Below are 18001 nucleotides of genomic sequence, written 5' to 3'. Positions count from 1 at the left end.
TTAGAGAATTGAGAATTGGCCCATTCGCGGCAATATGCGCGGTTTATGGATCTTAGCTCACCTATAGCATCAACAGCTTCATCAACCGTATTCACTAAAAAACCTGTTTTTTCATGTTGGATCAATTCCGGCATCGAACCTTTGTTGAACGCGATAACGGGTGTGCCGCAAAGCATGGATTCGGCTACGCTCATGCCAAATGGCTCGGCAAAGTTTATGGGGTGCAACAAGGCAAGGGCGTTGCCCAAAAGCTCGTTCCGTTTATCGGGACCGGCGGGGCCAATGTATTGGATCCGGTCGTTAAGCTGTGGTTCTACTTTTTCTTTAAAGTAGTTCTCATCCTGGATAATGCCCGCTATTATTAGTCTTTTATTCGCCCTTTTTGATATCTCAATCGCCTCTAAAGGGCCTTTATCGTGGTGGATACGTCCAAAGTAGAGCAAATAATCCTGCGATTGTTCGGTAAACTTAAAATCTTTGGTATCAAGTCCGTTATAAACGGTGGCAATGTATTCAAGTTCGGCGCTGCGGTCTGCATTGCTAATGGATACATAATGCCCGCGCGAATTGTACTTTTTATAAACCGGTATAATACGGGGCGATGAAAAACCGTGTATAGTGGTTATCATGGGCGTAGCAATAAGCCCGGAATAAGTGAGCGGCAAAAAATCAAAGTTATTGTGGATGATATCAAAATCGCCGGCCTGTTCCATTAGGTTGCTGATGTGCAGGCATTCCAGCACTTTGGCATCCTGCGAGCGGTCTTCTTCGTAACCTTGTGCACAAACAGCTTTTAACTTGCCTTCGGTAATAGAATCGCCGGTGGCAAAAAGGGTTACATCAACGCCAAGCTTTATCAGGCCTTCGGCGATGTTTGATGCTACCTGCTCCCACGGCCCGTAATGCCTGGGCGGTGTGCGCCAGGCAACGGGGGCTAATATGGCTGCTCTCATTAACAGACTTTAACCTGTGTTTCCATTTTATTGTATTCGTATTCCAGCTCAAAAGCTTTTAATACCGTTAAATGCGATATCAGGTACGCCAGCGTGCTTTCGGCGCCCTGGTTACGGTTGATGCCTGTTGGCAGCAAACCATCGCAGCAGCCCTTGGTTTCATGATCATACAATGGTGCGCGCAAGGTGTTTTCGCCCAGGAACCATTTATAGCTCAGGAACATTTTTTCGATATACTGCGGCTTACGGAAGATCTGGTACGCCTGGAAATGCATCAGTACCATGGCCATTGTTTCAATAGCCTGCTGATCAAACGTAGGGAACTTACCGCCACGGTAATACCATCCATCGTTACCAACCGGGCTTAAATAACCATTAGATAATGTTAATTTATCCAGGAAGGCCATTGTTTTCAAGGCAATATCCTTGGCTTTTTGGTTACCTGTTATCTCGCAAGAGTGTAGCAGCGCAAGCGGAAGGATGGCATTATCATAGGTCATGCTTTCTTCAAACCATTCCCAATCGTCAGACCGGGTGTTTTCGTAAGCATCTATTAAAGGCTGGGTTAAACGCACCAGTTCGGCAACCATACCTTCATCGGTAGGGTAGGCCTGCAGGTACAAAGCAATACCAATAATGGTATTAGCCTGGCCGCGTATATGTTTTAACGCTTTAAAGTGAGGGTACGATTTGTGGAATATCTCCATCGCAAATTCGCGGTACGAGTTACTTGCCGCGCAGCTAATTAAGTGCCCTAATGCCCAGATGGTACGGCCGAAGGAATCTTCAGAGCCCACCTCATCCAGATACTGGCGGTTAAAGCTCAAGAAATTACGGAAGTTACCATCATCTGTTTGCATGTAGTGGATGTAACTCAGGTATATAGGCAATAATTTAAATGCATCATTGCTTTTACTACGCTGGTAAGCCATTAAGGCCATAATAAGCGCGCGTGCGTTATCATCCAGGCAATAACCCTCTTTTAAATTAGGGATGCCATATTTTGCATGCTGAACGATACCGGTATCATCCGTTAAACGCAAAACGTGCGTAAGGCTGAATTTTGGTAATATCTCCGGGTCAACAATGCTGTTTTTTAATATTTTGTCGCTAAAATCATGGGTAGCGGCAGCTTCCTGGGCCAGCTTAATAAATTCGGCTCCGGTTGCGGGCCAGCGTAAATGCAGGCCATATTCGTAAGCGTTTTCTTTTAGTTCGTTCAGTACATTCTCATCGTCTAACAATTCGTTAACGGTTTCGGCTAACGCATCGGCATTTTTAAAGTCGAACAAACGGCCGCGCCCATCAGCTAACAACTCGGTAGCATGCCAGTACGGGGTTGATACCACAGCCGCACCCGCGCCAACCGCGTATGATAACGTACCACTGGTAATTTGCGCCTCGTTAAGGTATGGTGTAACATAAACCTCGGCGGCTGTAAGGTAATCTATCAGCTCGTCCTCGGCTACAAACTTGTTTATAAACGATAAATGCTGCGAAACTTTTAATTGCGCGGCCAGGCTTTTCAAGTGGTCGCGGTATTCCTCGCCCGAGTTTTTGATAACGCCCGGGTGGGTATTGCCAAGTACAACGTACATCACATCCGGGTGTTTCTCTACAATTTTTGGCAGGGCTTTTACAACGGTTTCTAAACCTTTGTTACGGCTTAGTAAACCAAAAGTTAATAGCACACGGCGGTTTTTAAACTGGCTTAGGCTTTTAACCGGGTTAATTTCAGGTGCTTCCAAATCAGGCACACCGTGCTCTATAATTTGAATTTTATCTTCCGGGATATCGTATATGGTGGTCAGAAACTCAACCGCGCGTTTGCTCATCACCACAATTTTTGACGATTGCTCGGCAATTTCGCGGATGATGATACGCTGAACGTAGCTGGGGTCTTTTAATATGGTATGCAGTATAGATATCAGCGGTTTTTCTAAACGGTTTATTAATGGTAGTATATAGATACCGCTTTCGCCGCCGTAAATACCAAATTCATGTTCCAGGATAACCGCATCGGCAGTGCTGGTATTGATGTAATTAGCTGCACGGATATAATCTTTCTGATGATTCTGACGAATAACGTATTTAACTTCAGCAGGGTATTCATACTCCTGTATGTTCTCAGAGTCATTAAGTGCTACAACAAAACCTCCATCAAGCGGGCTTTTCCGTTCAGGAAAATTGGCATTGATGGCATTCATCAAATTAAAATTGAAAGTTGCAATACCGCATTCGCGGGGCGGAAAGGTTGATATATATGCGATTTTCATATTATATAGAAGATGTTATATTGTTAATTAAAAGCTCAGTATGACCCGAAAAGTATCCACCTATGACCTCAAATACAGTAATTAGGGAGCCGAAGAGGGGTATTTACACAGGCATGTAGTATTATGCATAAACTATACCAATAAAGGAACAATGCCTATCGTAACTTTATTTTTACAGTTAAATTATTAATTAGAATTAAAAAATACTGGAGTGATTGTGAGTTTGATCAAATCGTATGTGTGTGAAATTCAATGGCCTTTATAATGATATTACAGGCATTGATGAGCTGATCATCACTGATAACCAGCGGAGGGGCTAAACGCATAGAATTACTGCAATGCAGGAACCAGTCGGTAATTATATGGTTTTCTATACAAGTGTCGATTATTTTTTTGTTCAATTCAAAGCTTTCAAATTCTACGGCCAGCATTAACCCTTTACCGCGAATTTCCTTTATAGCAGGGTGTACAAGATGTTTACGGATGATGGCCTCTTTTTCTGCAACACCGGCAATCAGGTTCTCATTAAGCAGCACCTCTAAAGCAGCAAGCCCCGCAGCACAGCAAACCGGGTGGCCTCCAAACGTAGTAATATGCCCCAGGATAGGGTTTTCTTTAAAAGCCGACATCACGTCCACCGGGGCTACAAAAGCCCCTACAGGCATGCCGCCGCCAAGCGCTTTGGCCAGCAGTAATATATCGGGTACAATATTAAAATGCTCAAAGGCGAAGAGTTTGCCTGTACGGCCGAACGCGGCCTGTATCTCATCCAGTATAAGCAACGCGCCAACCTCGGTACAGCGAGCACGCAAAGCCTGCATGTATGCAGTATCGGGTACGCGTATGCCGGCCTCTCCCTGTACGGTTTCCAGTATCACGCAGGCGGTTTGCGCTGTGATCAGTTCCAGATCGTGCAAGTTATTAAGGCTTATAAAATTTACGCCCGGTAACAATGGGCGATAGGCCTGCTTGTATTCCTCATTCCCCATAACGCTTAAAGCACCGTGGGTACTGCCATGGTACGAGCCATGAAAGGCAAGCACCTGGTGCCTGCCGGTAAAACGCTTGGCCAGCTTTAACGCCCCTTCAACAGCCTCGGATCCCGAGTTGGTGAAATAAACAGAGTTTAATGTTTTTGGGAGGATACTCACCAGTTTTTCGGCAAAGCGCACCTGTGGGGTTTGTATGTATTCGCCATATACCATCAGGTGCATGTACTTATCAACCTGGTCTTTCACCGCCTGCACAACCTTTGGGTTGCTATGGCCCAGGTTGCTTACTCCTATGCCCGATATCAGGTCGGTATAGGCGTTGCCTGCTTCGTCATAAATATATACGCCTTGCGCGCGCTCAAACTCCAGCAATAAAGGGAAGTGGGTTGTTTGGGCGTTGTTATTCAGAAAAAGCTGGCGTAACGTAAGCATGGATGTTGTTGTAAGGTTGGAAGGTTGTAATGTTATTTTGTTTTCTTATCTGCTTCAAACTTTTTCAGGTAATCAATCAATGATTTCGTTTTTGACGAAAATTCTACGCTTCTGGCATATAAAGTTTCATATACAACCGTATCTAATTTCCCGGCCTTGCTAAGAATAAATAGTTTATTCCTAAACTCACCGGATGATCCTTTAGCATAATTTAAATAGCGAATAAAGTCAGGATTATTGTTGTATTCAAATCCTTCTGCAATATTATCAGACATTGAACAGGCAGCACGCCTGATCTGGTCTTTCATACCCCAATCAGACTTTAACGGTTCGGAGTCACAAAGCAAGTAAAAATCAATAGCGATAGAAACGGCTATTTTCCAAATATCCAGGTCTTCGAACTTATTAAACTTGCTCAAAACATTCCAACTTTACAACATTCTAACCTTACAACAATATTAATTCCCTGCGCGTACGCTGCGTTCGCTGATCTGCCTGATAAGTTCATTTTTAAACTCATCCTCGCTTTTGTAAAGGGTGCTTACTTTTTCGGGCGATAATATTTTAAGGAATTCGTCGCGATAGTGCTTGCGGATAATTACCATTTGGTTATCATACTCAAGCTCCTTGTCTATCTGGTCCATACCGTTTACGGATGAACTGGAATTATTTTGCTTCTTCAGGATCTTGATAGCAGTAAGATCTTCCTGGTATTGGCGGTATAAGGGCCAAAATTTACGCGATTCTCCTGATGTAAGTGCAAGCTGCTGGGCTATAAACTTATCCCTTGCGGCTTGTAGTTTAGGGTTACGTATTACCCTTGATTTTGCAACTGGTGCAGGCCGCCGGAAATTACTTACCTGCGCGGAAGCATCGTCATAGCTAACGGCAAATACCAATAAAAAGAAAATATATCTAAACAGCCTGTTCATTAAAATTATCATTAATTAATATCTACATAGTCCTGTAAATCAGCATCCAGGGCATCAGTATTAATTTGCTTGTCGTTATCTATTATGCCGCGTGTATCGTTGGCATCCATATTAAGTTCAAGGTAGTCTTTTATTTCGTCTACCGGTATGTTTGATACCTGCTTGTGCAAAAGTGTTTGCGTATGCGTAGCAGGTTGTTGCGCTTCCCGTAAAAAAGCACCTGCGCCAATTATTAAAGCTAAGCAGGCGGCAGTGGCATATTTAAAGGTGTTTGATGCCCACAGCTTGCGCACAATGGTTTTGCGTATTACAACTTCCTTGTTAACCGTTTTATTTAAAATTTCCTGGTTAAGTTTTTCAAAGTAGTTATCAGGTACGGCAAATTCAGGGGTGTTGGCGGCCATCATTTCCTCAACAGCTATCCGGCTTGTTATTTGTTGCTGCAGGTTATCAAAGTATCCCTGCGGAACGTTAAAGCCCGTCTCTTCTGCATTTACGGCAGCCTCGATGTTTATACGGCTTTGTATATTACTGGTAAGCTGTTCAAAATATCCCTTGGGTACAGCAAAACCTTTTTCTTCGGTACCTGCAATTGCCTCGATATTTATCCTGGCTTGGATATTAGCGTTGAGTTCATCAAAGTAATTCTCAGGCACAGCAAATCCCTGTGCCATATCATCACTCTTTAACCCGTTTAATTTTATAAGGGACAATATGCGCTGACCGGCCTCTTCAAAATAGCCGGATGGCACTGTAAACGGGGTTTCTTTCGAAAACCGTTTAAGTGACATTTCTTCGTCCGCCCATTCGTTATTCTCCATATCGCTTTTCATATACTCTTATAGATGAATAAAGTTTCAAAAGGTTTAACGCTAATTTTAAAAATCTACTAATTTAATCGGTATTCGTAATAAAGGCTTCAATTTTTTTCACCGCGAGGTGGTAGGACGCTTTTAAAGCGCCCACACTTGTACCTAAAACATCGCTCATTTCCTCGTATTTCATGTCGTCAAAATACTTCATGTTAAATACCAGGCGCTGTTTATCGGGCAGGGTTAATATTGCTTCCTGTAATTTTCTTTGTATCTGGTCGCCGTTAAACTGGTCAGAGCTCGACAGCGTATCCGCCAGCTCAAAATCCACATCATCTAAAGATACATTGTTCTTGGCTTTCTTTTTATTCAAAAAAGTGATGCATTCATTGGTGGCAATGCGGTACATCCAGGTATATAGCTGCGCATCGTTACGAAAACCAGGCAGGTTTTTCCATATTTTTATGAAAACATCCTGTACAATATCGTCAGCATCGTCATGGTCAATAACCATTCGGCGTACATGCCAGTATATCTTTTGCTGATACTTTTTCAGTAAAAGGTTAAATGCTTCGTTACGGGTCTTTTCGTCCCTAAACTTGTTGAGTATCTCTTCGTCTTCTGCCTGAATGGCCATCTATTAAAATTTATCTTTTAAATAAATATAAAGCTTTTTTGTTTTATATATGTTTTAAACACAGTTAATCTAACAGTTCTAAAACCTGTTGCGACGCGTTTTTGGTATCAACCTTTTCAATCACCTTATCAATAATGCCATCGCCATTAATAATAAAGGTAGTGCGTGCAGTACCCATATATTTTTTGCCATACATGTTTTTCTCTACCCAAACACCGTATGCTTCTACAATGCTATGGTCGGTATCGGCTATCAGGGTAAAGGGCAGTTTGTATTTGGTCTCGAACTTTTTGTGCGATTTTTCATCATCCACACTTACGCCTATCACCTCAAAGCCCTTACTTAATAACGATTGGTAATTATCCCTGAAATCGCAGCTTTCTGCTGTACAGCCCGGGGTATCATCCTTTGGATAAAAGTACAGTATAACATTTTTGCCCTTAAAATCGCCCAATGAAACGGCTTCGCCGTTTTGGTCGTTAGCTGTAAAGTTTGGCGCTTTTTCGCCTTGTTGTGGAGTTGCCATTTTACCTGTTAAATTCTGCTTTAAATGTACTAACGTTATTTTTCATATCGCTCACCGTAAACTCAAAAGTATGTTTACCCGTGGCTATGCTATCGTCAAAGGTATAACTTAAAACCTTTGTTTTATAATCCCAGGCTACCAGTACCCATTTGCCATCAATTTTGCCCGCATAGCTTTTTATACCGCTCAGGTTATCGCTCATGCGCAGCTTTATAGCCCGTAAAAGTTTCATGTTGCTGCCGTTGCGAATGTTGATAGGGGTAATAACAGGCGGTACGGTATCTATCCTGATATAATAATCGCCAAAGGCATGGGCCAAACCTTTTACCCAGCCGCCTTCCCAGGTACTGTTGATGGCACCTGTAGCTGCGTTAACAATTACGGCCTTTTCAGCATTGGCACCCAGGCTAATGTCGGGTTTTATCCAAAGGTCATAGCTATCATGTACAGGCGTCAGCTTATTATGGATGCGATGTATTGCAGAATAAGCGCCCGGCTTTGCGGGCAGGGTGGCGTATTGAAAGTCAAGATCGTCGTACAAATTGCCGGGCATAATGGTAACCTTAACCTTATCGTTGGCAAACTCGCTTTTACGGTCGTAATGCAGCAGGGTGCCGGTTGGTTTATCAGCAGGTATGTTAGCTGCGGTGGTATTTGATTGCACCTTTAACGTTAGGGTTGATGTATTACCTGCCACATCTTTTACAACATATTGCACCTCGTGCAGCTTATCATCATTAAAAGCCATAATGCCCCTGTTGATAGATTGCGGGTACAACGAAATGCGGCTGCCCGGCAGGATAAAGCACTTTTGCATAAAACGGTGCGCTGTAATAAACGCCGGGTAGTCGATATAAGCGTTGATGGCGTGGGTTTGATCGAACGCGAAGCGCTCAACCGCGAAGGTATACATGGTAACGCCATCCAGCTTAAGCTCCAGCGAGTAAATGCCGTTGCGGTTGGCCGATGCATCATTAACATCGCTAACTGTTATGCCAAAGCCGGTGTTACCGCTAATATTTAGCACCTGTGGTTTTAGTAAATGATAGTTGCCGTTTGCGCCGGTTACGGCTAAAAACTCTTTTGGTGTTTTTTCGCTGAAGGGATTGCCGTTTAAGTGATAGATGCCGATAGCGCTAATAGCCGGTGGCTTTGTATCGGGGATGGTGAGGCCAAACAACTGCGGGTTGATGGTTTCCTGCGTTAAGGTGTCCCTGATCTCGAAATGCAGGTGGGGCCCGGCAGATGCACCCTGGTTGCCCGAAATGGCTACTACATCGCCTTTTTGCACTTTAAACATGCCGGGAGGTACAGGTATATCGGCCTCAAAGGTTTGGTTTTTATACTGGTAATCGCGAATGTATTTATCTACCTCGGGCGTAAAATCATTAATGTGGCCGTAAACGGTTGTAAAACCGTTTGGATGTGTAATGTATAATGCCTGCCCAAAGCCGCCAAACTGGATGCGTACCCTGGATATATAACCATCATACGCGGCATGAACAGGGAAGCCAACGCGCTGCATGGTGCGGAAATCAAGCCCCGAGTGGAAATGGTTTGGCCTTAGTTCGCCGAACGATCCTGCTGTTGCCGGTGGGATATCTAACGGGTAGCGTAATTGATTTTTGGGATATTGTTTGCTTTGGATAACATCCTGGGCGTGGGTTGCGGTGCTGAATAAGATTAAAGCGGTGAATACCGCTTTAAAAATAAGCCTGTCATTTCGAACGAGGTACGAGGAGAAATCTTGTTCGATATGCAAGGCGGACTTTGCTAATCGAACAAGATTTCTCTCTATCGTTCGAAATGACATGTTGTTAAAGCGGAATGACAATTTTGATATATATCTATTTAACATAAAAATCTAAAAGCTTTTCACCCTCCAAAAATCCTTCCAAATGGTCGCCAACGGCAACTTTACCCACACCTTCGGGGGTGCCGGTGAATATAAGGTCACCCTTTTTCAGGGTAATATACTGTGATACAAAGGCAATTATCCGCTCAAAAGAAAACAGCAGATCTTTGGTATTGCCCTGCTGGCGGGTTTCGCCGTTTATATCCAGTTTAAAGTTCAGGTTGTACAGGTCGGTAAATTGCGCCTTCGGTAAAAAGTTACTTACCGGGGCCGAATTATCAAACGCTTTGGCCAGTTCCCAGGGCAGGCCTTTTTCTTTATGTTTAGTTTGGATGTCGCGCGCGGTAAAGTCAACCCCAAGGGCTATCTCCTCAAAATAATTAGCCGCGAATTTTTCGCTGATATGCTTGCCTTCTTTGCTTACTTTTAATACCAGTTCAATCTCGTGGTGTATATCCTGCGAAAACTCGGGATGGTAAAAAGGCTTGTTATCCTTTAACAGGGCGGTATCAGGCTTCATAAATATTACCGGCGTGGTAGGCACGGGGTTATTCAGCTCTTTAGCGTGTTCGGCGTAGTTGCGGCCAATGGCAATTATTTTCATAATGTTAATGCAATAACGCCGAAATTATAAACTCTAAATTCTAAAACCTAAAATCTAAGTGTTTAAATTCTAAAAAGAGGAAGGATAAAAGTTGTGCTTATCAAAAACGCCCCTTCATGAGTCAGGGAGGATTAAAGAACCGAGATCCGGGTGTTTACAGATTCGGTACCAACAACAATCCTTACAAAATAAAAACCGCGTGATAATTTGTTGCTGATGTTGTAGCTTATGTTTTGCTCGCCAAACTCAACCCTTTGCGAAAACAGGGTAAGTACATTGTTACCCAGTACATCCATCACATTTACGTTAACGTAGGCGTTACGCGATACATTGTACTTTACATTAAGCACATCGGTAACCGGGATAGGGTAAACTTTTACGTTGGTAACCAGCTTATCATCGGGGCGGGCAAGGTTTATTTTGGCATTAGATGTAGCAGCAGGTTTTAACGGGGGCAAGGCTAAATGCAAGCCGTTTTTAAAATAAGAAGTTTTGGCTGGTTTGTATTTTAGTGTGCGCAGGTATGAACTATCGCTTTTTTGAGCGTTAACCCCTCTTGCAAGCGCAAAATTTACCAGTATTGCCAGCGCAATTATGGTAAACCTGGAAGTAGCAAAAGTAGATTTTAGACTCATATTAAAATATTCTTTGCAAAAGTATAAATATTGCGCTCAACACCTCATAATGTTATGAATATATAAATACTTTTAACAATTTTTAACAAAATAAGGTTTTATTAGTTATTGTAACTTATAGACTTATACGATTAAACTTAGTTTAAGTTGTAAATGGATTTTTTTAATAGTTTTGTATCCTTTTTAAATTAGAGTGTCAAATCATAAAGATCTGCAAAAACTTTCAGTCCCGGGGCTGCTTCCTGGTTTAGGAATAATCTATGGATATGCTGGTACATCACCTTTATATGTTTTTGCAGCTATAAACGGCACCACCCCAATCTCAGAAAAATTATCGCCCGGCGGGGTTTCACTTATTTTTTGGATACCTGCCCTGCAAACCCTTAAATATATTGTAACTACATTATGTGCCTGTAATAGATTGGTGATGAAGAATGTATTGTTTATATATGTACAATTAAAAAGGATAAGTTTATCAGAAGAGCGTAACTTTGCGCCCGATATGAGGTTTATAAATATTGAAAAAGTACCACTAATGTTTACGTCTCCTGGTAGTATTGTAACTGGCAGGGTAAATGTATCATCATAATAAACATAAGGGCCTGGTTGTAAAACCGGGCTTTTATGCTGGAAAATAAATTAATAAAATTGTGTCAAGTCAAAAAGATCTGCAAAAATTATCGGCCGCCGGGTTGCTGATAAGTTTAGGAATAATTTACGGTGATATTGGTACATCACCATTATATGTATTTAAGGCTATTGTTGGCCAGGAGCATTCTAATTTTTCGCAACGTATCTCAGAAACGCTGGTGCTTGGAGGCGTATCCCTGATTTTTTGGACGCTTACGCTGCAAACCACGTTAAAATATGTTGTTATAACCCTGCGGGCCGATAACAAAGGCGAGGGGGGCATTTTCTCGCTATTCTCTTTAGTGCGCCGTAAAGCTAAATGGTTAATTGTGCCGGCCATATTAGGGGGCTGCGCCCTGCTTGCCGATGGTATCATAACCCCGCCAATTACCATATCATCTGCCATTGAGGGGTTACGTACCTATTACCCCGAATTACCAACCGTACAAATAGTGATCGCTATTATTGCCGCGCTGTTCATCATTCAGCAATTTGGTACATCACTGGTAGGCAAGGCCTTTGGCCCTATGATGTTTATCTGGTTTACTATGATGGGCGTTTTGGGCGTAAGCTATATTGTAAAGATGCCGATAATATTAAAGGCGCTTAATCCGTATTATGCCTATCAGCTGCTTACCAGTAATTATAATGCATTCATTATTTTGGGAGCGGTGTTTTTATGTACTACCGGGGCCGAGGCTTTATACTCCGACCTTGGGCATTGCGGGCGCAAAAACATCCAGATAAGCTGGATTTACGTAAAAACCTGTTTAATACTGAATTACCTGGGCCAGGCAGTTTGGCTGTTACAACATACCGGCCAATCAATAGACCTGAACGCTAATAACCCCTTTTACCAAATTATGCCGCAGGGGTTCCTGATATTTGGTATTGGTATAGCTACTATAGCTGCTATTATTGCCAGCCAGGCTTTAATATCGGGCTCATTTACGCTTATTGCCGAGGCGGTAAGGTTAAACCTTTGGCCAAAAGTGCGTATCAATTACCCATCAGAGCAAAAGGGCCAGTTATATGTACCCAGCATCAACTGGATACTTTGTGCAGGTTGTATCGGTGTTGTATTATTGTTTAAACATTCGGCCAGGATGGAGGCCGCATACGGTTTAAGTATTACGGTTGCCATGCTGATGACCACCATACTGGTATCGAAATTTTTGCAGCGTAAAAAAGTACCCGCTTACATCATCGGTTCGTTTTTGGTGGTTTACCTGCTTATAGAGGGTACATTTTTATTAGGTAACCTGGTTAAGTTTATTCATGGCGGTTGGTTTACATTATCAATTGGTTTGGTGCTGTTTATTATTATGTGGACCTGGCACACAGCCCGCAAAATAAAGAACCGCTACGTGAAGTTTATTGAGATTGACGATTACTTTAACATTATTAAAGAGATGAGCGAGGATGAGAGCGTGCCAAAGTATGCTTCGCAACTGGTGTATTTAACCAGCGCCAACTTCAACTCCGAGATAGAATCAAAGATCATTTACTCCATATTGCAAAAGCAGCCTAAACGCGCCGATGTTTACTGGCTGGTACACGTTGATGTGGTGGATGAACCTTACAAAAGCGAGTACGAGGTTGATTTCCTGGTGCCGGGCAAACTTATCCGTATCGACTTTAAACTTGGGTTTAGGGTTGAGCAACAAATAAATCTGCTGTTCCGCAAGGTGGTAGAGGACCTGGTGAAAAACGGAGAAATTGATATTACCAGCCAGTACAAATCATTAAACAAGCACAAAATTGTGGGCGATTTTAGGTTTGTAGTGATAGAGAAAGTATTGTCGCGCTCGCATAACCTGTCGTTTTACGAGAAGGTAATTATGTTTATATATACCGAGTTTAAAAAGATAAGCCTTTCTGAAGAACGCAACTTTGGACTCGACCTGAGCTTTGTTACGGTTGAAAAGGTGCCGCTGATGCTCACATCACCCGAGAGTGTGAAGATTGAGCGGGTAAAGCACTAAACGTGCTTTCGGATAAAAGTTTAAGGGCGCTACACATTTGTAGTGCCCTTTTTTATGCTCGCTTATTTCGGGCAATATGCAGTAAGGCTGAGTTAGGAAGAAAACCGTGGCAATGTGCGATTCGCTCCCAACGGGAGGGTGCAGAGAGGGGTTAATAAAGCGATAATAGTTAACTAAACCCCTCCCTGCCATTACACAATCCGATCGCACCTCTCCCGAGGGAGGGAACTATCAGCGTTGCCCGGCCCAGCTAATAAAAAAAAATGCCGGTGAAGACACCGGCATTAGTAATTGGTATATTTAGAATATCCATTATTGGTGTATCCACCAATAATTCATTATTATCTCTTCAAATGTGCGTTTTCGGGTTTGCCTAATACACTGTGTTTGTAGCCATAGGTAAAGTAAATAACCAAGCCTATAATAAGCCACCCCAGGAAACGGATCCAGCTTTCGTATTCCAGTTCGGCCATCAGGTAAAAGCAGCTTACAAGGCCTAAAACAGGTATCAGCGATAGCTTCTTAATAAATGCCAGTACGGTTAACGTAGCCGAAAGTAGTATGAATAAAAAGTACGGAAACTTTTGATGCAGGTTATCGCCGCTAAACAGGTTTACGATGTTATGCCTGAAAAAGTATGCCCCTACGATGAACAGGGTAGGTACTATCCATTGCGAATTGATGTACGGCAGGTGAAACTTGCCTTTTACTGCAGCCTCGCGGGGCAATAAAAGCACGCCGCCACAAACAAGTACAAAAGCAAATAATGTACCTATACTGGTAAGGTTGGTAACCTCGGTAAGGTTTAAAAATAATGCCGGTATAGCCACCACAAAACCGGTAACAATAGTAGCGAACGATGGCGTATGGAATTTAGGGTGGATGCGTGAAAACGCTTTTGGCAATAAACCATCACGGCTCATGCTCATCCAGATACGTGGCTGGCCCAGTTGAAATATCAGCAATACACTGGCGGTAGCAATAACCGCGCTTATAGATATTACATAACTGATGTTTTTTAAGCCAACCTTGGCAAATACATAAGCCAGCGGGTCGCCCACCTGCAGGTCTTTGTAGTTAACCATGCCGGTTAAAACAAGGGCTATAAGGATGTATAGGACGGTACAGATAATAAGCGAATAGATCATACCGCGGGGCAAGTCGCGCTGCGGGTTATTACATTCCTCGGCAGTGGTTGATATGGCATCAAAACCAATATAGGCGAAGAAAACACCCGATACGCCTTTCATTACGCCGCTAAAGCCGTTAGGTAAAAACGGGTGCCAGTTGGCTGGTGTAACATAAAAAAAGCCGATAACGATAACCGCAATAACAATGGCCACTTTTAAATAAACCATCGCGTTGGTAGCCTTTTTGGTTTCGCGGATGCCGATATAAACCAAATAGGTAATTACAAATACGATGGCCAGCGCGGGTATGTTGGCTATAAATTTAATATTGCCGCTGCCGGGTGCTGTGGCCCAAGCTGATGCTGCAATGCGCATGCGCTCGGTAATATCGGCCACGTGGCCGCCGGCGGTAAGCTGCTGGATCTTCTCGTGCGCGGTAAAAGCCGAAAAGTAATCCATAGTAAGGTAGGTAGGCATATGGACCTTGAAACCCTCCAGCAGGTTCACAAAATACTCGCTCCATGATATGGCTACGGCTATATTACCGATGGCATATTCCATTAACAAATCCCAGCCGATGATCCAGGCGATAAGTTCACCAAAAGAAGCATAGGCATAGGTATAGGCGCTGCCCGCAACCGGGATGCGTGAGGCAAATTCTGCGTAGCACAAAGCCGAAAACCCGCAGGTAATGGCTGTAATAACAAATAAGATACTTACGCCCGGCCCACCCTGGAAAGAGGCTTCGCCTATGGTTGAGAAGATACCTGCGCCAACAACGGCGGCTATACCCATCAGGGTAAGGTCTTTTACGTTTAATGCTTTTTCAAGTTGGGAAGCGGTGCCCGGGTGCTCACTATCGCTAAAACCGCTGGCAACATCAGCCAGTATTTTAGAAACAGATTTTCTGCGAAATATACTTCTCGACATGTAATTTGGTCAGTTAACTTTTTAAACTCAAACATAACCATTTTTTTGCATTGAAAAAGTATATGCTTACTTTGTGCCGATGAATACAGGCGCAAAAGACGTTTTACACAAAATACGCTACCTTTTTATTCCCTATATTTTTATACTGTGCGCCTGCCTTGTTATTAAACTGCTGTATACACGGCATGATATTTATTTCGCTATAAACGGCTTCCATACCGATTTTTTAGACAATATAGAACCCTACATTACCTACATTGGCGATGGTGTAACCATAATCATTGTATCGGCCATAGTGGCGCTGTGTAATTACCGGGCATCGTTCCTGCTCATTACCAGCTACGCCTTAACGGCCCTTACAGCGCAGATATTGAAATACAGTTTTGATATGCCACGGCCAAAAGTTTATTTCGCTAACGAACTGGACAAGATCCATTTTGTAAAAGGGCTTTATATTTTATCGGTGCATAGTTTCCCATCGGGGCATACGGTTACGGCTTTTTCGGCAGGAGTGGTTGTAACTTACCTGGCCAGGAATAAAGCCTGGGGAGCGGTGTTGTTATTTGTGGCGCTAATGGTTGGCTACTCGCGCATGTACCTGAGCCAGCATTTTTTTGAGGATGTTACCGTTGGCTCGGTAGTGGGGGTATTGGTGACTTTTTTGTGGCTAAGTTATATCGACAGAAAGCCATTTATAAACAGCCCCCGGTGGAACCGGGGACTGCTGAAAAAATAAGGTTATGCCTGCTCTAACTGTTGTTTCTTTTTCTTGCGGACAACCAGTACAATTATTAAAATAATCAGCAAAGCGCCGCCGCCGTAAATGCCAATTTTAGCCGTTGGCGATAAGCCTTTAGCGTTAGAAAGGTATTGATCGGTACGCTTTAATTCGGGCGAAACCTTGATAGAGCTGGAGTAAGCTTTATACTCATCCTTCATTACATCCTTGTGCAAGGCCTCATAATAATACTCAAAGGTGTAGGTTACATCCTGTGTGTATATTATAATAAAGTTACGGATCTGAAGGCCTGCACCCTGGTCGGTTTGCAACTCAAATGTTTTTGCCTTTAGGTGGCCGATGGTGGTATCGCGCACATTTAAGGTGTGGCCATCGGCCTGGCCTTTAATGCCTTTAATATAATCCTGCAGTACCTTGTTCAGGTCGCGTTCTTTTTTAAGCGGCTCGTTATTTTTGGCATTGGGTGCACGTATAACAACCATGTAGCCATATTTGGCGTTACCAGAATATATGGATTGGCCGAGCGTATCTTTCTTAGTGAATTTTTCAGGCAGGGAAACGGTAACCAGGCTATCTATCTTAACCGGTTTTAATGGGGTCTGTGCAAAACCTGCTGTTGCTAACAGCACCAGGCTAAACATTACAAGTATCTTTTTCATAGATAATTAAACCTATAAAACACATATAAGTTTTAATATGTATAGAAATAGTAGTTTGGGTGATAAGGTAACGTGCTTATTTATTGTGTTTTAGCGAGCCGTTCGTCTGGTTCATGTACTGCTGTTAAAGCAGGTATCTTTCGGGGATATAAGTTTTAAAACAGAACTAAAAAAAAATGATTTATAATCCTTGAAAATTATTTAATAAAAGGATTATCAAGTAATGAATTGGTGATAAAGTATACAGAGAAGAGTATACTAACCAACCACAATAAACAAAAAAACACCATACACCGGGTTAAGTATAAAACCCAAACTGTTTTTATCTTTTTTACAAAAACATCTGTAATAACAAACAGGACAGCGGCAGGGATGCTAATTACCAGGCCAAATTGTTTTATTGTTTTTATCACGATTGATAAAGTAAGAGAGTCTGCAAGGCTGCCAAAACTGTCAATAAAATACCAGGTAACAATTAGGGTATATAATAAAACACGATCAGAAATTTGATCAACATTTCGGATACTTTCATAATGCGTCTTTGCTAAGCAATATGTGAAAATATGGGTATACACCAATTAATTATTAGTGACATACCCTGCCACCGAATAAAGTTGATCTTAAATACCACGCCTTTCTCTATGCGTTATTGTGGGTAATGCCTATAAATAAAAAAGCCCTCTCCGTTAGGAAAGGGCTTGATGAATTATATCTTATCCATTTCGGCTTTTACAAACTCGGCCAGTTCTTTTACGTAGCCGGCGCTAAAATCAAACTTGATGCCCGCGGTTTCGTAAATTTCGGTAATGGTTTTGGTGTAACCCAGTTTTAAGGCATCCAGGTATTGTTGCAGGCCTTTTTCGGGGTTCTCCTTGTAGTTTTTCCAAACGGCTATAGCGCCAAGCTGGGCCATACCATATTCAATGTAGTAAAAGGGTACCTCAAAAATATGCAGCTGTTTTTGCCACAGGTTTTGCTCGGCCCCGGGGTGTTCGCTCCAATCGGCAAAACCGGCGCCAAATGGCTCGTAGATCTTTAACCAGGCCTCGGTGCGCTCTGCGTCGGTATGGTCGGGGTTGGTGTATATCCAGTGTTGAAACTGGTCGACAACGGCTACCCATGGCAAGGTTTTTAATACATCGAATAATTGATCGCGTTTTGCGCGTTTCAGGTCTTCCTCGTTATCAAAATACACATCCCAGTTATCCATCGATATCAACTCCATCGACATGGAAGCCAATTCGGCAACCTCGCTTGGGCAATGTTTAAAATCG

The 18001-nt window shown here is 42.8% G+C and carries 17 protein-coding genes; 3 read left to right on the top strand and 14 right to left on the bottom strand.

The window, feature by feature from the left end; genetic code table 11:
- The 11 genes from WC615_RS16410 to WC615_RS16360 form a co-directional block, all read right to left on the bottom strand.
- The coding region (locus tag WC615_RS16410; protein ID WP_372979160.1) for a glycosyltransferase family 4 protein at positions 1 to 953 on the bottom strand (953 nt) is incomplete at its 3' end.
- Positions 953 to 3229, bottom strand: a complete 2277-nt coding sequence (locus tag WC615_RS16405) for a glycosyltransferase (protein WP_372979159.1) — start codon at positions 3227 to 3229, stop codon at positions 953 to 955. The genes WC615_RS16405 and WC615_RS16410, both read right to left, overlap by 1 nt.
- Before the next feature lie 227 nt (positions 3230 to 3456).
- A complete protein-coding gene (locus tag WC615_RS16400; protein WP_372979158.1) occupies positions 3457 to 4653 on the bottom strand; it encodes an aspartate aminotransferase family protein in 1197 nt (398 codons plus the stop codon).
- 32 nt (positions 4654 to 4685) lie between these two features.
- Positions 4686 to 5072 carry a four helix bundle protein gene (locus WC615_RS16395; RefSeq protein ID WP_372979157.1) on the bottom strand — a complete coding sequence of 129 codons (387 nt, stop codon included), beginning with the start codon at positions 5070 to 5072 and terminating at the stop codon, positions 4686 to 4688.
- Positions 5073 to 5111: 39 nt separating this feature from the next.
- Positions 5112 to 5585, bottom strand: coding sequence for a hypothetical protein (locus WC615_RS16390; RefSeq protein ID WP_372979156.1), 474 nt, complete (start codon positions 5583 to 5585; stop codon positions 5112 to 5114).
- 11 nt (positions 5586 to 5596) lie between these two features.
- Positions 5597 to 6418, bottom strand: a complete 822-nt coding sequence (locus tag WC615_RS16385; RefSeq protein WP_372979155.1) for a hypothetical protein — start codon at positions 6416 to 6418, stop codon at positions 5597 to 5599.
- Between the two features lie 61 nt (positions 6419 to 6479).
- Entirely contained in the window at positions 6480 to 7034 is a 555-nt protein-coding gene (locus WC615_RS16380; RefSeq protein ID WP_372979154.1) for an RNA polymerase sigma factor, read from the bottom strand.
- Positions 7035 to 7098: 64 nt separating this feature from the next.
- A complete protein-coding gene (bcp, locus tag WC615_RS16375; RefSeq protein ID WP_191173718.1) occupies positions 7099 to 7560 on the bottom strand; it encodes a thioredoxin-dependent thiol peroxidase in 462 nt (153 codons plus the stop codon).
- 1 nt (position 7561) lies between these two features.
- A complete protein-coding gene (locus WC615_RS16370; RefSeq protein ID WP_372979153.1) occupies positions 7562 to 9322 on the bottom strand; it encodes a M23 family metallopeptidase in 1761 nt (586 codons plus the stop codon).
- Between the two features lie 85 nt (positions 9323 to 9407).
- The gene (locus tag WC615_RS16365) at positions 9408 to 10019 is read right to left on the bottom strand and encodes a fumarylacetoacetate hydrolase family protein (RefSeq protein WP_372979152.1); all 612 of its coding nucleotides are present in this window, start codon (positions 10017 to 10019) and stop codon (positions 9408 to 9410) included.
- Between the two features lie 131 nt (positions 10020 to 10150).
- The gene (locus WC615_RS16360; protein WP_372979151.1) at positions 10151 to 10654 is read right to left on the bottom strand and encodes a T9SS type A sorting domain-containing protein; all 504 of its coding nucleotides are present in this window, start codon (positions 10652 to 10654) and stop codon (positions 10151 to 10153) included.
- A gap of 193 nt (positions 10655 to 10847) precedes the next feature.
- On the opposite strand from WC615_RS16360, the gene WC615_RS16355 reads away from it, so the two are divergent.
- Entirely contained in the window at positions 10848 to 11243 is a 396-nt protein-coding gene (locus WC615_RS16355; RefSeq protein ID WP_372979150.1) for a KUP/HAK/KT family potassium transporter, read from the top strand.
- 61 nt (positions 11244 to 11304) lie between these two features.
- Complete coding sequence (locus WC615_RS16350) at positions 11305 to 13269, top strand: KUP/HAK/KT family potassium transporter (RefSeq protein WP_372979149.1); 1965 nt, start codon at positions 11305 to 11307, stop codon at positions 13267 to 13269.
- Positions 13270 to 13610: 341 nt separating this feature from the next.
- Here the strand turns inward: WC615_RS16350 and WC615_RS16345 are convergent, their stop codons facing one another.
- A complete protein-coding gene (locus WC615_RS16345; RefSeq protein ID WP_372979148.1) occupies positions 13611 to 15329 on the bottom strand; it encodes an amino acid permease in 1719 nt (572 codons plus the stop codon).
- A gap of 79 nt (positions 15330 to 15408) precedes the next feature.
- Here WC615_RS16345 and WC615_RS16340 point away from each other — a divergent pair, with 79 nt between their 5' ends.
- Positions 15409 to 16065: a phosphatase PAP2 family protein gene (locus WC615_RS16340; protein ID WP_372979147.1), complete on the top strand. Its 657-nt coding sequence runs from the start codon at positions 15409 to 15411 to the stop codon at positions 16063 to 16065.
- A 2-nt stretch (positions 16066 to 16067) separates the two neighbouring features.
- On the opposite strand, the gene WC615_RS16335 is transcribed toward WC615_RS16340, so the two are convergent.
- Both WC615_RS16335 and WC615_RS16330 read right to left on the bottom strand, forming a co-directional pair.
- On the bottom strand, positions 16068 to 16727 hold the full coding sequence (locus WC615_RS16335) for a GGIII-like transmembrane region-containing protein (protein ID WP_372979146.1): 660 nt from the start codon (positions 16725 to 16727) through the stop codon (positions 16068 to 16070).
- Between the two features lie 706 nt (positions 16728 to 17433).
- Positions 17434 to 18001 (bottom strand): M3 family metallopeptidase (locus WC615_RS16330; protein WP_372979145.1); only part of this gene is annotated, 568 nt, incomplete at its 5' end.

Origin of the sequence: Mucilaginibacter sp., assembly GCF_041663085.1 — a bacterium.
Classification (GTDB): Bacteria; Bacteroidota; Bacteroidia; order Sphingobacteriales; family Sphingobacteriaceae; genus Mucilaginibacter.
The sequence above is the reverse complement of the archived record's forward strand: the minus strand, read 5'-3'. Positions and strand labels throughout refer to the sequence as shown.